This window comes from Rathayibacter sp. VKM Ac-2856 (genome assembly GCF_013205055.1).
In the GTDB taxonomy this organism is placed as follows: domain Bacteria; phylum Actinomycetota; class Actinomycetes; order Actinomycetales; family Microbacteriaceae; genus Rathayibacter.
Window position 1 is genome coordinate 247,374 of the sequence record NZ_JABMLF010000002.1, and the last position, 14,590, is coordinate 261,963.

Genomic DNA, 14,590 nt, shown 5'->3' on the forward strand with positions numbered 1-14,590 from the left:
GGGGCTCCTTCGGGGTGATCGGTGCGGGATGCGGCGGTGCAGGGTGGGTCAGCGGTGCGGATCGGGTCAGCGGTGCGGGAACGACGGCGGCCGGTGCTCGGGGGCGCTCCCCCAGCCGGCGGGCTCGGCGCCCAGGTGGAGGGTGAGCTCGCCGCCGCGGTGCAGATCGGCGACGGTGATCCAGCTCGACTCCAGCGGCGCTCCGTTCAGCTCGGCCGACCGGACGTACTGGACGGGGCCGCCGGGCACGGGCTCGACGAATCCGGTGGTGCGGATCTCGACGTCCGCTCCGCCCACCGCGAGCGAGGCGCGCGCGAAGGCGGGCGCATTGACGAGCAGGAGGCCCTGGCCGGCGACGGGGAAGAGGCCGAGGCTCGCCCAGACGTACCACGAGCTGAGGCCCCCGGAGTCGTCGTTGCCGGGCAGGCCGCCTCGCCCGGCGCCGAAGCGCTGGTGCAGCACGCCGTGCACGATCTCGGCCGTGCGGTCCGGGCGGCCGGCGTAGTGGTACGCCCACGGCGCGTCCATGTCGGGCTCGTTGTTCAGCCCCTCGAAGCGGCCGAGCGCCGACCCGGCGAGCATCTCGGCGCGGTCCGGGCGGAGCCCCGGCTGCACCACGGGCTCGGCGCCGTAGCCGAAGAACTCGTCCAGCTGCGCGACGAACGCGTCGTCGCCTCCGCTGATCGCGATGCGGCCGGCCATGTCGTGCAGCAGCCGGAAGGAGTAGTTGTGCCGCGTGCCCTCGTAGTAGGTCGAGTCCTTGAGCAGCCCGGAGCGCAGGTCGTACGCGTTGACCCACTGCGCGGCCCGCTCCTCGAGCTGCCGGGCGAGCAGGTGGTCGCCGACGTGCCGCGCCACGACCGCGGTGCACCAGTAGCCGTGCGCGAGGTCGAGGGTGTGGCTGATCGGGTGCGCCTCCCCCACCGCCAGGAACTCCTCGCCGTAGGTGCGCTTGAGGTCCTCGATCATGTGCACGAGGGCCGCCTCCCAGTCGATGCCGGGCAGGCCCAGCCGGCAGAGATCGGCGAGGAAGGTGTGCGCGAGGGCGCTGCCCTGGCGGGAGAAGCGGTCGCTGCCCTTCGCCATCCGGTAGCCGATCGGGAAGTTGCCCTCCTCCTCGCAGATGGTCAGCAGGGCCGCGCCGATCTCGACCGCGCGGTCGGGGACGAGCGCGGTGAGCAGCGGCAGCTGGGTGCGGTAGATGTCCCACATCGTGCTGAGGTCGAAGACGAACGGACCGCCGGTCGGCCAGAACGGGCTCTCGTCCGGCGCGAGGCAGGGCTTGATCAGCGAGTGGTAGAGCGCGGTGGCGAACACGGTCTCGCGCTCGGCCGAGGGCGTGTCCACGGCGACGGTGCGCAGACGCTTCCGCCAGGTCTTGCGGGTGCGGTCGCGGCGCTGGTCGAAGCCGCCGATCGTCGCCGGCACGTCGCGGTGCAGGTTCTCGCGGGCGCGGTCGGTGCCGCGGAGGGAGAAGCCCATCCGCAGCTCGACGGTCTGCCCGGCGGTGCTCGGGCCGGCCCACATCAGGCCGAAGGGGCGCAGCGTCGTCGGGCGGATGTGGTCGAAGTCGAGGCGGGTTCCGCCGGGCATCAGCCGGCGGTCGTACCAGAGCATCTGCCGCCACTGCAGCGCGTCGCACTCGAGGTGCACCGCGAGCGGCGCTCCCTCCATCACCACCTCGCCGGCGGCGACTCCGGGCGAGATCGAGTGCAGCTGCGCGCGGAGCGGGATCGTCGCTCCGGACGGGATCGCGAGGCCGCCGAGCGAGAGGTCGACGACGACGCGGGCGCTGCGGTGCTCGGGGAAGGTGTAGCGGTGCACGACGGACGCGGGACCGACGGTGAGCTCGGCGCGGATCCCGGAGGAGAGGGTCGCGGCGTAGTAGCCGGGCTCGGCGATCTCGTCCTCGATCGACCAGCTTCGGCCGAGCTCGTCGAGCGGCTCGAGCATCGGCGTGACGCGGAGGTAGTTGTAGTACTTGCGGATCGCGCCGGTGCCGGACTGCTGGAAGTGGGTGAAGCCGGAGGCGACCAGCTCGTCGCGGAGGGTCGGCGGGACGCCCTCGAGCGCGAGGTCGTAGCGGCCGTAGCCGGTGGGGTAAGCGCCGGAGTAGGAGCAGGCCGACACCATCCCGAGCGGGAAGGTCGCGCCGGGATGCGTGTTGCCGATCTGCGGCTTCGGCGACCACCAGGTCGCCGCGAGGCCCGTCGGGTCCGGGAGCAGGGTCGCCTCGGTGCCGAGGAACGGGTCCACCCGCTCGATCACCGGGTGTCCACCCGTCCGGTCTCCGCCGCCGCCGCCATGCCGTGACGCTAGGGACCGCGGGGAGACGTGCGGTGGCGGCGGGGTGTCGCGCGGGCGACGGGTCGACGACGGAACGGGGCCGCCGACCCGGCCGCGGGGCTACGGGATGAGGCGCTCCGCGCGGTAGCGGTCGAACAGGGCCGTGAAGGAGTCGACGGTGCGGTGGTGCACGCCGAAGCCGGCCAGGCGCGACTTGCTGATGTCGGTGACGACCTCGATCCGCCGGCCGAGGTCGGCGTCGGTGTGCCACCAGGAGGCGACGCGCTCGAGGTCGGGCTCGATCAGGTCGTGCTCGCGCACGAGGCGCTGCCAGACCTCGCCGGCTCCGGCCATCTGCTGCTCGAGCGGCTGCGGCTCCTCGGACGGGCCGACCGGCTCGACGCCGAAGTGCTCGGCGATCCGCGACCACATCCAGCGCCAGCGGAAGACGTCGCCGTTGACGACGTTGAACGCCTCGTCGCGGCCGGCCTCCGAGGTCGCCGCCCAGAGCATCTGCTCGGCGAGGACCGTGGAGTCGGTCATGTCGGTGAGGCCGTTCCACTGGGTCAGCGAGCCGGGGAAGACGAAGGGCGTGCCCTGCGCGCGGTGGATCGACGCGGCGACCGCGAGGGTGAGGCCCATGTTCATCGCGTTGCCGACCGCGTGGCCGATCACGGTGTGCGAGCGGTGCACCGACCAGGTGAAGCCGTCGCGCGCGGCGGCGGCGAAGAGCTCGTCCTCCTGCGCGTAGTAGAAGTTGGGCGCGTCGAGGCGCTCCTCCTCCTCGTGGAACGGGGTGTCGGGCATCGCGCCCTGGCCGTACGCCTCGAACGGGCCGAGGTAGTGCTTGAGGCCGGTGACGAGCGCGACGTGCTGGAGCGGCGCGTGCGAGAGCGCGGCGAGGAGGTCGCGGACCATGCCGCCGTTGACGGCGATGTTCTCCTCCTCCGTCGACTGGCGCGACCAGGCGGTGAAGAAGACGTGGGTGGGCTTCTCGTCGGCGAGCACGCGGGCGAGGTCCTCGGCCGAGCGGAGGTCGGCGGAGAGCGGGGTGACGCCGGGGCGCTCGGCGATCGGGCGGCGCGAGAGGGCTGTGACGGGCCAGCCGCGCTCGGTGAGCAGGTCGACGAGGGCGGAGCCGCCGATGCCGGTGGCGCCGACCACGAGGGCGCGCTGCTCGGAGGCGGGGAGGGTGGACGGAGCTGCTGCGGAAGTCATCCCTGAGGACAACGCGCGACGGTGCGAGGCATTCCGGGGCGCTCAGCCGACGATGCTCAGCCGACGGCGGGCAGCGGCTCGCCGTGACCGTCGAAGGAGAGCTCGACGCCGGCCTCGGCGCACTCGCGCGCGATCAGGCGGTGAGGAGCAGGGCGGGCGCGGCGAGGGGCACCATCCGGGTCCGTCGCGTCCGCCTCATCCGGAACAGCCTGCCGGAGGAGTGGGGCCCCGCGCGTCCTGGCGTCGGATGCACGGGGTAGCGTCGGTGGGTGCGTGCTCCGTGGAAGAACCGTGATGCCGCGGCCGGTCTGCCGCGCGACGTGAAGGTCCTCGGGATCGTCGCGTTCTTCGTGATGCTGGGGTTCGGCGTCGTCGTGCCGGTGCTGCCGGTGTACGTGCGGAGCTTCGGGGTCGGCTACGTCGAGGTCGGCGCGGTGGTGTCGGCGTTCGCGCTGATGCGGCTGGTCGCGAATCCGTTCGTCGGGCCGCTGGTCGACCGCATCGGCGAGCGCGTGGTGCTGGCCACCGGCATCGGGATCGTCGCGCTGTCGAGCGCGCTGGTCGGGCTGGCGGGCGACTACGTGCACCTGCTGCTGCTGCGCGGGGCGGGCGGCATCGGCTCCGCGATGTTCTCGGTCGCCGCGATGACGCTGCTGCTGCGGACGGCGGATCCGGAGCGGCGGGGGCGGTCGATCGGCTTCTACCAGGGCGGGTTCCTGCTCGGCGGCATGGCGGGGCCGGCCGTGGGCGGCGTGCTGACGGCGATCTCGCTGACCGCTCCCTTCTTCTTCTATGCGGGGACGCTCGCCGTCGCCGGGCTGGTCGGGCTGGTGCTGCTGCAGCGGCCGGACCGCGATGCGGAGGCGAAGGCGGCTGTCGCGGAGCCGAAGCCGCTGCGGGAGGTCGCCCGAGACCCGCGCTACCAGAGCGCCGTGCTCGCGAACTTCGCGCTGGGCTGGTCGGCGATGGGCGTCCGCGCGACGCTCGTGCCGGTCCTCGTCGTCGAGGGGCTGGGCGACGAGCCGGCCTGGACGGGCATCGCCTTCGCCATCGCGGCGGTGGTGCAGACCATCGCGCTGGCTCCGGCCGGGCGCTTCGTCGACACGGTCGGGCGGCGCCCGGCGCTGATCGGCGGGTTCGCCGTCGCGGCGGTCGCGATGCTGGCGATGCCGCTGGTGAGCGAGCTGTGGCTGCTCGTCGCGCTGCTCTGCGTGTACGGGGCGGCGGCGGCCTTCATGGGCACGGCACCGGGCGCGATGGTGGGCGACGCGGCGGGCGAGCGCGGCGGGAAGCCGGTCGCGCTGTTCCAGGCGGCGTCGGACCTCGGCGGCGTGGTCGGGCCGCTGCTGGCCGGTGCGCTCGCCGACCAGGCCTCGCCGACGGCGGCGTTCGGCTCGGCCTTCGTGCTGCTCGGGCTGACGGCTCTGGTCGGGCTGCGGGTGCCGCGGCGCTGAGGGTGCGTGCGAGCGGATCTCGATCCGATCGGCAGGGAGCGGAGCGGGCTCCTTGATCGGCAGGGAGCGGAACATGCTGGTCGAGTAGCCGCGCAGCGGCGTATCGAGACCTGACGCTGACGGAGGGCGGGTCTGCACAGCCGCCGCACGATGCCGGTGGATCTCGATACGCCCGCTGCGCGGGCTACTCGATCAGCATGGGGAGCGGGCTCCTTGCTCAGCAGGACGGAACATGCTGGTCGAGTAGACGCGGAGCGGCGTATCGAGACCTGCCGCTGACGGAGGGCGGGTCTGCACGGCCGCCGCACGATGCCGGTGGATCTCGATACGCCCGCTGCGCGGGCTACTCGATCAGCATGGGGAGCGGGCTCCTTTGATCGGCCGGGCGCGGGCCGCTCGGACGGCGGGGAGCGGTCAGGTGTTGCGGCCGCGGGCGTCGACGGGCCAGGTGGCGGTGCCGCCGTCGGCGAGGAGGACGCGGTAGTCGTCGGCGAGGTTGACCGCGACGCAGACGTGGTTGGGGGCGAGGCGGATCCGGGTGCCGAGCGGGAGGTCGACGCCGGTGATCGTGGCGTGGTGCTCCGAGAGGACCGTGACGCGCGCCTCCGGGTGGTCGAGCAGGCGGCCGAAGCCGGTGGAAGCTGCGCCGCGGTCGGAGGAGAGCACCTTGCTGCCGGCGTCGGCGATGAGGTGGTCGTCGCGGCGGGCGACGATCGTCGCGAGCACGGTGACGGCGATCGACTCCGGTCCGATCGTGCCGATCTCCCACTGCTGCGCGTCGCCGAGCGCCGAGACGCCGGGGCGCAGCTCCGTCAGGACGCCGGTGTCGGCGAACTCGAGCGACGGGGTCGATCCGCCGCTGATCACGCGGGCGCTCACTCCGGAGCCGGCGAGCGAGGCCGCGGCGGCGGCGAGCGCGTCGGCCTCGTCGCGGGCGGCGGCACGGCGGCCGTCGAGGGCGTAGCTGTGGCCGGGGAAGGTGAAGACGCCGACGACGTCGAGACCCGCGGCGACCGCGGCGGCCGCGACCGCGCCGGCCTCCTGCGGCGGCACTCCGCTGCGGTGGTGGCCGGAGTCGACCTCGACGACGACCTCGAGGCCGGCCGGGATCGCGGCGGCGAGGCGGCGCGCGGACTCCGCGGAGTCGACGCCGACCCGGACCCTCGCCCGCTCGAGCACCCCGCGCAGGCGAGCGGCGCGCTCGTCGTCGAGCCAGAGCGGGTAGGCGATGAAGAGGTCCTCGACGCCGCCCGCCGCGAACACCTCCGCCTCGGACACCGTCGCCACGGTGAGGCCGACGGCGCCGGCCGCGAGCTGCCGGCGGGCGATCTCGAGCGACTTGTGCGTCTTCGCGTGCGGGCGGAGCGCGACACCGCGCTCGCGCGCCGTCCGCGCGGTGGCCTCGATGTTGCGATCGAGGACCGCCTCGTCGAGGACGAGCGAGGGAGTGGGGACGCTGTCCGGAATGCGTGGCACGGGGCGATCCTAGGGCGGCTCTCCCCTACGGTGAAGGGGACGACGAACGACGCAGGCGGCGTCTCGACCGAGCCGGAGACGCGAAGGAGCGCCGCATGCGCGAGCAGGAAGCCCGATCCCACCTCGACGACTCCGCGGCCCGCGCGGCCTCGTTCGGGACGGGGATGCTCACCGCGACGTACGCCCTCCGCCACGAGCGCGGACTCGACATCGCGTTCCTGCTCCGCGGGACCGGCTCGGACTTCCTGATCGGGATGGGCGCCGCCTCGGACGACTTCCGCTCGGTCCTCTCGATCGGCGTCGACTGCCGCGACGGCGTGCTCCGGCCCACCGCGAGCCACACCATCGACGGCCGGCGCCGGGGCGTCCCGGCCCGGGTCGTGTACCGGAGCGACGGGGCGATCGCCGTCGAGGCGAGTCCGCTGCCGCTGCGCGACCGTCCCGCGTCGCTGAAGTGCTGGTCGTTCGTGCGCGCGGGCGACGTCGAGCACTACTCCGACGTCCGGGGCTTCGTCGCGCCCTCGCTCGCCGCCCTGCCGCCGGTGCCGCTGAAGACGCGTCCTCGCGGGATGTAGGACCGACCTGTCAGGCTGACGGGATGACCTCTCAGCCCTCCGCGCTCCGGCCCTTCGGCCCCTCGGGCGCCTCCGTGACCCGGCTCACCCTCGGCACCTCCTGGAACCCCGATCGGGTCGGGTCGCTCGACCGGGTGCCCGCCCTCGAGCGCGTGCTCGACTCGGGCCCCGATCGCGCCGTCTCGGTGATCGACACCTCGAACGAGTACGCGCAGGGGCACAGCGAGCGCCTGATCGGCGAGGCGCTGCAGGCGCGCGGCGGGATCCCGGAGGGGATCACCGTCGTCACGAAGCTCGACCGCGACCCGGAGACGGGCAGCTACTCGGGCGAGCGGATGCGCCGCAGCCTCGACGAGAGCCGCGAGCGCCTGGGCATGGACGTGCTGCCGCTGCTCTACCTGCACGACCCCGAGCGGATCTCCTACGACGAGGCCTTCGCCGAGGACGGCCCGGTGCGGGCGCTCGTCGCGATGAAGGAGGCGGGCGTCGCGCTCTCCATCGGCATCTCGGGCGGCCCGGCGCCGATGCTGCGCCACTACGTCGACACGGGGCTCTTCGACGCCGTGATCACGCACAACCGGTTCACGCTGGTCGACCGCTCCGCCGAGGAGCTGATCGACGCCTCCGTCGCCCGCGGCGTCGTCGTGGTGAACGCGGCCGTCTACGGCGGAGGGGCGCTCGCGCGCTGGCCCGAGCCCGTGCGCTCGTACGCCTACGCACCCGCACCGCAGGAGATCGTCGACGCGGTCGCCGCGATGGGCGAGGCCTGCGAGCGGGCCGGGGTGCCGCTGGCCGCCGCCGCGCTGCAGTTCTCGACCCGCGACCCGCGCGTGACCACGACGGTGGTGGGCGCGACGAGCGCCGAGCACGTCGACGCCTTCGTCGCGGACGACGCGCTGGACATCCCCGACGCGCTGTTCGAGGAGCTGGAGTCGCTCGCGCCGCCGAGCTCGGTCTGGCAGGACGCGCCGGGCTCGGTCTGGCCGCGCTGAGCGCCGCCGGGGCCGCATCGGGCGCCGTCGGGCATAGGGGGGCGGTCTCGTCGGTTGGGCCTGAGATGACCGACACGACAGACACCACCCCCGACTCCCCCGCGCTCTTCCGGCCGCTGACCCTCCGCTCCCGCACCGCCCGCAACCGCGTCTGGGCCGCGCCGATGTGCCAGTACTCGGTCGAGGCGCAGGACGGCGTGCCCACGCCGTGGCACCTCGTGCACCTCGGCTCGCTCGCACGCGGCGGTGCGGGCGTCGTCATCGTCGAGGCGACCGGGGTCGTGCCCGAGGGACGGATCAGCCCCTGGGACACGGGCCTCTGGAACGACGAGCAGCAGGCGGCGTGGGGGCCGATCGTGGACTTCATGCACGGCCAGGGCGCGCTCGCCGGCATCCAGCTCGCGCACGCGGGGCGCAAGGCGTCGACGTACCGCGAGTGGAGCGGACGCGGATCCGTCCCCGTCGACGAGGGCGGCTGGGAGACGGTCGGCCCCTCGGCCGTCGCCTTCGAGGGCTACGCGACGCCGCGCGCGCTCGAGGCGGAGGAGCTGCCGGAGCTCGTCGAGGCGTTCCGCGCCTCCGCCCGCCGCGCCGTGGACGCCGGCTTCGACGTCGTCGAGCTGCACGCGGCGCACGGCTACCTGCTGCACCAGTTCCTCTCGCCGCTCTCGAACCGGCGCGAGGACGCCTACGGCGGATCGCTCGAGAACCGCGCGCGGCTCCTGCTCGAGGTCGTCCGCGCGGTGCGCGCCGAGATCGGCGAGCTGCCCCTGCTGGTGCGCTTCTCGGCCACCGACTGGGCCGAGGGCGGCTGGACGCTCGAGGAGACGAGCACGGTCGCGGGCTGGGCGCGCGAGGAGGGCGTCGACCTCTTCGACGTGTCGACCGGCGGCCTCGTCGGCGGCACGGACATCCCGGTGGCGCCGCTCTACCAGGTGCCGTTCGCGCGCGAGGTGGGCCGGGCGACCGGTGCGCCCGTGGGTGCGGTGGGTCTGATCACCACGGCCGAGCAGGCCGAGGGAGTGGTGGCCGGCGGCGACGCGGACGTGGTGCTGCTGGCGCGCGAGCTGCTGCGCGACCCGCACGCGCCGTCGCGGATGGCGCACGAGCTCGGCGCCCCGATGGATCTGCTGCCGCCGCAGTACACGCGCGCCTGGCGCTGACGCCCGTCCGGCTGAGCCCGGGCACGACGAAGGGCCGGGGGCGTCTCCGCCGCCCGGCCCTTCGTGGTCGTGCTACTTCTCGTCGCCCTCGCCCTCGGAGTCGCTGGGGGCGTCCTCCTCGGGGTTGAAGTGCGAGTCGCCCGAGACGCCCACGGCGATGCCGTCCTCGGAGTCGGGGATGGTGCCCTCGGTGCCGAGGCCGTCGCCCTTCTCGTCGGGAGTGCGGTCCTCAGGCGTGCTGGAGTCGGACATCGTGGCTCAGGCCTCGACGTCGCCGCGCCAGGCGCCGTCCGGCGAGCCCTTGGACTCGATGTACTCCTTGAAGTTCTTCAGGTCCTTCTTGACCGCGTGGCTGCCGGCGCCGACGAGCGAGCCGACGGTCTCGAGGAAGCCCTCGGGCTCCCAGTCGAGCTGCACGGTGACGCGGGTCTCGGTGTCCGAGAGCTTGTGGAAGGTGACGACCCCGGCGTGGTCGGTCTCGCCTCCGGTGCTGTTCCAGGCGACGCGCTCGTCGGGGTGCTGCTCGGTGATGTTGGCCTCGAACTCGCGCTCGACGGGGCCGACCTTCACCTTCCAGACGGTGAGGACGTCGGTGACCTGCTGGATGGACTCGACCTCGTCGAGGAACTTGGGGAACTCCTCGAACTGGGTCCACTGGTTGTACGCGACGGACACGGGGACGTTGACGTCGACGGTCTCGATGATCTGCGACACGGTAGTGCTCCTTGATGTCTCACTCGGTGTGCGGCAGGCCGCTGCTGCGGTCGCCTGACTCGACGTTATTGGCGAGGCGCCTGGGAGTTCACGTGGTTGCGGCTGGACGCATTCGTGGTACAACCCGGGAGCGGCGGGGGCCGGCGAGCGGATGGCGGCTGCTCCTGCTCATGCTGGTCGAGTAGCCGCGGAGCGGCGTATCGAGACCCACGTCTGCACGACGGTGGATCTCGATACGCCCGCGATGCGGGCTACTCGATCAGCATGAAGGGCCCGCTCCGCGGGCTGCTCGATCAACAGAGGTGGCCCGCTTCGCGGGCTACTCCATCAGCGTGGAGCGGGGCGGCCGCCACTCCATGCTGGTCGAGTAGCCGCGCAGCGGCGTGTCGAGACCGACGTGTGCAGAACGGTGGATCTCGATACGCCCGCGATGCGGGCTACTCGATCAACAGAGGTGGCCCGCTGCGCGGGCCGCTCGATCCCGGGTCAGGCGTCCGTGCCTGCGTAGCGGTAGGCCGTGAAGGCCGGGGTGCCGGTGGTGGCGTAGAGGCCGAGGACGCGGCCGGTGAAGGAGGTCGCGGTCTCGGCGGTGAAGGAGCGGCCGTCGATGCGGGCGAGGGTGCGGGAGACGCCGCCGGCCTCGGCGCGGAGGACGAGGAAGTCGCTGGTCATCTGGCCGGGGCCGAAGCCGATGCCGGCGTCGCGCTCGGACTCGAGCATCAGCGTCACCGGCCCCTCGGGTAGCTCCGCGGTCCACTCCTGCTCGAAGGAGGGGATGACGGCGCGGGCGGTGATCCGCGTCCCCGAGCCGGTCGACTCCGCCTCGACCGCGGCGAACGTCGTCTCGTCGTAGCGCACGGCGAGGCCGCCGACTCCGGCCGAGACGTCCACGACCACGGACGCCTGCATCGTCTGGGTGAGCTGGCGGCGGCCGACGAAGGTGGGCTGCGAATGGCGCAGGGTGCGCCCCTCCCCCGGCAGCGACAGTCGGCCGCCCTCGATGCTCGCGAGCGCGCTCGGCAGGCGGCGCACGCCGATCCACCCCGCGTCGAGCGGACCGGAGAAGTCGACGTCGTCGCGCAGCGGCCCGCGCGGGGCGAGCGCGACCGGCTCGGCGACCGGCCAGCCGTCGACCCAGGAGACCCGGGTGACGAAGGTCTCGCGGCCGAGCGCCGAGAACGCGCGGGTCGCGCCGCGCGGACGGACGCCGAGCAGGACGATCAGGGTCGAGCCGTCTGGCCCCTCCACGAGGTCGCCGTGGCCGGTGTTCTGCACCGGTCGGGTGGTGCCGCGGGCGGTGAGGAAGGGGTTGCCGGGCTCGGTCTCGAACGGGCCCGTCGGCGAGTCGCTGCGGGCGATCGAGACGCCGTGGCCGCGCTCCGTGCCGCCCTCGGCGATGAGGAGGTACCAGACGTCCCGGCCGTCGACCGAGCGCCGGTACAGGTGCGGCGCCTCGGGGAAGCCGCCACCGGTGCCCGACCAGAGCGAGCGCGGCTCCTCGAGGATGCGGCCGCTCGCGAGATCCACCCGCACCTGCTGGATGCCGAGGTGCGCGCCCGCCTCCTCGCCGCTCAGGATCAGGCCGGAGTAGGTGACGAGCGCGGTGCCGTCCTCGTCCCAGGCGAGGTCCGGGTCGATGCCCTGGAGGGGGCCGCCGTCCGCGTCGCGGAGGACGGTGCCGTCGCTCCACTCCCCGGCCGGGTCGGCCGCGGTGAAGACGACGGTGCCGACTCCCGCGGGGACCGAGACGATCACGTGGAAGAGGCCGTCGCGGTACCGGATGGTCGGCGCCCAGACGCCGAGGCCGGTCGGCACCTCCTCCACACCGATCTGCTCGGCACGGGTCGCGACGTTGCCGACGCGCTCCCAGGTCACGAAGTCGGTGCTGCGGTAGACGGGGATGCCGGGCAGGTACTCGAACGTCGAGGTGACGAGGTGGTAGACGCCGTCGACCAGGACGATGCTCGGGTCGGGGTTGAAGCCGGGGATCAGCGGGTTGGGGAAGGGTGCGCCGACGTCGCCGACCGCGACCCCGCCCGGCACGGTCGCCGCGCTCATGCGAGCAGCTCGAGCTCGGTCACGAGCGGGACGTCCTCGAGCGAGGTGCCGAGGCGGATCGTGAACGCGCCGGGCTCGTACTCCCAGCCGTCGTTCCAGGTGGCGAGGAGGCGGGTGGGCACGGTCACGGCGATCTGCGCGCTCGCACCCGCCTCGAGCGTGGCGCTCTCGAAGCCGACCAGCCAGCGCACCGGGCGCTCGACGGCGGAGTCGCGGCGCTCGGCGTAGGCCTGCAGCACGACCTTGCCGGCGCGCTCGCCGGTGTTCACGACGTCGACGAGGAGCGGCACGTCCTCCCCGCCGCGCACGGGCTCCGGCGCGGAGACCGACACGAGCTCGAACGACGTGTAGCCGAGGCCGTGGCCGAAGACGTAGGCCGGCTCGACCTCGCTCCGCAGCCAGGCGCGGTAGCCGATGTGGATGCCCTCGTCGTAGTGCAGCTCGCCGTCGGTGGGCAGCGTGGAGAGGACGGGGACGTCCTCGATCGCGACCGGCCAGGTGGTGGGCAGGCGTCCGCCGGGCTCGACGCGGCCGAGCAGGACGTCGGCGACCGCATCGCCCATCTCCTGCCCGCCGAAGTAGCCGACCAGCACGGCGGCGACCTCGTCGCGCCACGGCAGCAGCACGGGGGCGCCGGCGTTGACGACCACGACGGTGCGCGGGTTCACGGCGGCGACGGCGCGCACGAGCGCGTCCTGCTGCCCGGGCAGGTCGAGCGAGCTGCGGTCGTAGCCCTCGGACTCCACGGCGGAGTTGGTGCCGACCACCACGAGGGCGACGTCGGCGTCGCGGGCGAGCGCCACCGCCTCCGCGATCAGCTCGTCAGCGGGGGTGTCGTCGGGCTCGAGGCCGTAGGTGAAGCCGAGCGCGCCCTCGAGGTCGCCCTCCGCGTGCACGATGTCGTACTCGATCCGGATGTCGACGGGGGTGCCCGCGGTGACGGTCAGCGGCGCGGACACCGACGGCGGCGCGAGCAGCGCGGCGCCGAGGTCGGAGCCGACGGCGGCGAGGGTCTCCTCGAGGAAGAGGTCGCCGTCGACGAAGACGCGGGCGGTGCCGGCGACGGCGAAGCCCAGGCGGACGGTCGCGTCGGCGGCGGGGGTGAGCACGGTCGAGAACTCGACGCGCGCGGAGGCGGCGATCGGCGCGGTGCCGCCGAACCAGACCAGCGAGGTGGCGCGGCGGTCCTCGACGAACAGCTCGGCGCCGTCCTCGGCGAGGAAGCGGACGCGCTGGCCGGGCTCGCCGGTGACGGGGTTGGTGATCGTGTCGAGGACGAGCGGGGCGACCCCGTCCTGGACGACCGCGCCGAGCGCGTAGTCGACGCGGGCGTGCGGGAGGGCGGCGCGGATCCCGTCGAGCGGAGTGACGACCTTCGCGGGCAGGACCGTCGCGGATCCGCCGCCCTGGGTGCGCGCCTCGCGGGCGTTGTGCCCGATGACCGCGACGGAGGCCAGCGCCGACGCGTCCCAGGGCAGCTCGCCCTCGTTGCGCAGCAGCACGCTGCCGGCGGCGGCGGCCTCGCGGGCGAAGGCGACGCCGTCCTCGACGAGGACCGGCTCGGCGACGGCGGGCGCGAAGCCCTCGAGCGCGCCGACGCGGGCGGCGAGGCGGAGGATGCGGCGGACCTTGCGGTCGACCACGGACTCCTCGATCGAGCCGTCGCGGACGGCGGCGACGAGCGCGGCGCCCCACGGGCCGTCGGGGCCGGGCATGACGAGGTCCTGCGCGGCGCGGGCGCTGTCGACGGTGCGGACCGCGGTCCAGTCGCTGATGACGACGCCGTCGAAGCCCCACTCGCTGTTCAGCGGGGTCTCCAGCAGGTCGCTCTCGGTGGCGGTCGTGCCGTTGATCGAGTTGTACGAGCTCATCACCAGCCAGGCGCGGGTCTCGACGATCGCGCGCTCGAAGGCGAGCAGGTAGAGCTCGCGGAGGGCGCGGTCGCCGACCCGGACGTCGACGGTGAAGCGGTCGGTCTCGGAGTCGTTGGCGATGTAGTGCTTGGGAGTCGCGCCGACGCCGTTCTCCTGCACGCCGGCCACGTAGGCGGCGGCGAGGTCGGCGGTGAGCACCGGGTCCTCGCTGAAGCCCTCGAAGTGGCGGCCGCCGAGCGGGGAGCGGTGCAGGTTGATGGTCGGGCCGAGGACGACGTCGACGTCCTTCCGGCGCGCCTCGACCGCGGCGGCGGCGCCGTAGCGGCGGGCGATCGAGCGGTCCCAGGAGGAGGAGAGCGCAGTGGCGGAGGGCAGGTTGAGCGAGGGCGAGCGCTCGTCCCAGACCTCGCCGCGGACGCCCGAGGGGCCGTCGGAGACGAGCATGCGGCGCAGGCCGATCTTCTCGATCGGCCAGGTGGTCCAGAAGTCGCGGCCGGTGAGCAGCTGCACCTTCTCCTCGAGGTCGAGGCGGCCGACCAGCTCGGTGAGGCGGGCGTCCGCGTCGGCCCCATCGGCCGGGATGCGGAAAGCAGTGGAGGTGTCGGTCACAGTGACTCTTTCTCTCGGAAGGCGACGTCGTCGTCCCTAAAAACCTAGCACTAGTAGTTTTCTGCCGATATGCCCGCCCCCACCCCCAGATCCCCCCGCCGCGAGATGCCACTTATGACGCGATCGCGCGGCGTGTCGCGCTCATAAGTGGCATCTCGCGGGGGGAGGAGG

11 protein-coding genes are annotated in these 14,590 nt (G+C 73.7%); 4 read left to right on the forward strand and 7 right to left on the reverse strand.

Annotated features, from left to right (window positions below; translation table 11 throughout):
• Positions 1–66 precede the first annotated feature (66 nt).
• Positions 67–2,268 carry a glycoside hydrolase domain-containing protein gene (locus HQQ82_RS20550; RefSeq protein WP_173232560.1) on the reverse strand — a complete coding sequence of 734 codons (2,202 nt, stop codon included), beginning with the start codon at positions 2,266–2,268 and terminating at the stop codon, positions 67–69.
• A gap of 138 nt (positions 2,269–2,406) precedes the next feature.
• Positions 2,407–3,504: an SDR family oxidoreductase gene (locus tag HQQ82_RS08230; RefSeq protein ID WP_173232561.1), complete on the reverse strand. Its 1,098-nt coding sequence runs from the start codon at positions 3,502–3,504 to the stop codon at positions 2,407–2,409.
• A 269-nt stretch (positions 3,505–3,773) separates the two neighbouring features.
• Here HQQ82_RS08230 and HQQ82_RS08235 point away from each other — a divergent pair, with 269 nt between their 5' ends.
• Positions 3,774–4,958: an MFS transporter gene (locus HQQ82_RS08235; RefSeq protein ID WP_367947880.1), complete on the forward strand. Its 1,185-nt coding sequence runs from the start codon at positions 3,774–3,776 to the stop codon at positions 4,956–4,958.
• A 414-nt stretch (positions 4,959–5,372) separates the two neighbouring features.
• On the opposite strand, the gene HQQ82_RS08240 is transcribed toward HQQ82_RS08235, so the two are convergent.
• Positions 5,373–6,434, reverse strand: coding sequence for an alanine racemase (locus HQQ82_RS08240; RefSeq protein WP_367947881.1), 1,062 nt, complete (start codon positions 6,432–6,434; stop codon positions 5,373–5,375).
• Between the two features lie 95 nt (positions 6,435–6,529).
• Here HQQ82_RS08240 and HQQ82_RS08245 point away from each other — a divergent pair, with 95 nt between their 5' ends.
• From HQQ82_RS08245 to HQQ82_RS08255, 3 genes are all read left to right on the forward strand, one after another.
• Positions 6,530–7,009: a hypothetical protein gene (locus tag HQQ82_RS08245; protein ID WP_173232562.1), complete on the forward strand. Its 480-nt coding sequence runs from the start codon at positions 6,530–6,532 to the stop codon at positions 7,007–7,009.
• A gap of 23 nt (positions 7,010–7,032) precedes the next feature.
• A complete protein-coding gene (locus HQQ82_RS08250) occupies positions 7,033–8,001 on the forward strand; it encodes an aldo/keto reductase (RefSeq protein ID WP_173232563.1) in 969 nt (322 codons plus the stop codon).
• Between the two features lie 65 nt (positions 8,002–8,066).
• Positions 8,067–9,164, forward strand: coding sequence for an NADH:flavin oxidoreductase/NADH oxidase (locus tag HQQ82_RS08255; RefSeq protein WP_173232564.1), 1,098 nt, complete (start codon positions 8,067–8,069; stop codon positions 9,162–9,164).
• 72 nt (positions 9,165–9,236) lie between these two features.
• Here the strand turns inward: HQQ82_RS08255 and HQQ82_RS08260 are convergent, their stop codons facing one another.
• The 4 genes from HQQ82_RS08260 to HQQ82_RS08275 form a co-directional block, all read right to left on the reverse strand.
• Positions 9,237–9,416: a hypothetical protein gene (locus HQQ82_RS08260; protein WP_173232565.1), complete on the reverse strand. Its 180-nt coding sequence runs from the start codon at positions 9,414–9,416 to the stop codon at positions 9,237–9,239.
• A gap of 6 nt (positions 9,417–9,422) precedes the next feature.
• Entirely contained in the window at positions 9,423–9,878 is a 456-nt protein-coding gene (locus HQQ82_RS08265; protein ID WP_123446671.1) for an SRPBCC family protein, read from the reverse strand.
• A 486-nt stretch (positions 9,879–10,364) separates the two neighbouring features.
• Positions 10,365–11,936, reverse strand: a complete 1,572-nt coding sequence (locus HQQ82_RS08270; RefSeq protein WP_173232566.1) for a glycoside hydrolase family 43 protein — start codon at positions 11,934–11,936, stop codon at positions 10,365–10,367.
• A complete protein-coding gene (locus HQQ82_RS08275) occupies positions 11,933–14,254 on the reverse strand; it encodes a glycoside hydrolase family 3 protein (protein WP_254071378.1) in 2,322 nt (773 codons plus the stop codon). The genes HQQ82_RS08270 and HQQ82_RS08275 overlap by 4 nt, the downstream gene beginning before the upstream one ends.
• Positions 14,255–14,590: the final 336 nt, after the last annotated feature.

Excerpts from the sequence above, each read along its gene's own strand:
- HQQ82_RS08230 (WP_173232561.1), bottom strand. The coding sequence starts at position 3,504 with ATGACTTCCGCAGCAGCTCCGTCCACCCTCCCCGCCTCCGAGCAGCGC.
- HQQ82_RS08245 (WP_173232562.1), top strand. The coding sequence starts at position 6,530 with ATGCGCGAGCAGGAAGCCCGATCCCACCTCGACGACTCCGCGGCCCGC.
- HQQ82_RS08250 (WP_173232563.1), top strand. The coding sequence starts at position 7,033 with ATGACCTCTCAGCCCTCCGCGCTCCGGCCCTTCGGCCCCTCGGGCGCC.
- HQQ82_RS08255 (WP_173232564.1), top strand. The coding sequence starts at position 8,067 with ATGACCGACACGACAGACACCACCCCCGACTCCCCCGCGCTCTTCCGG.
- HQQ82_RS08260 (WP_173232565.1), bottom strand. The coding sequence starts at position 9,416 with ATGTCCGACTCCAGCACGCCTGAGGACCGCACTCCCGACGAGAAGGGC.
- HQQ82_RS08270 (WP_173232566.1), bottom strand. The coding sequence starts at position 11,936 with ATGAGCGCGGCGACCGTGCCGGGCGGGGTCGCGGTCGGCGACGTCGGC.
- HQQ82_RS08275 (WP_254071378.1), bottom strand. The coding sequence starts at position 14,254 with ATGCTCGTCTCCGACGGCCCCTCGGGCGTCCGCGGCGAGGTCTGGGAC.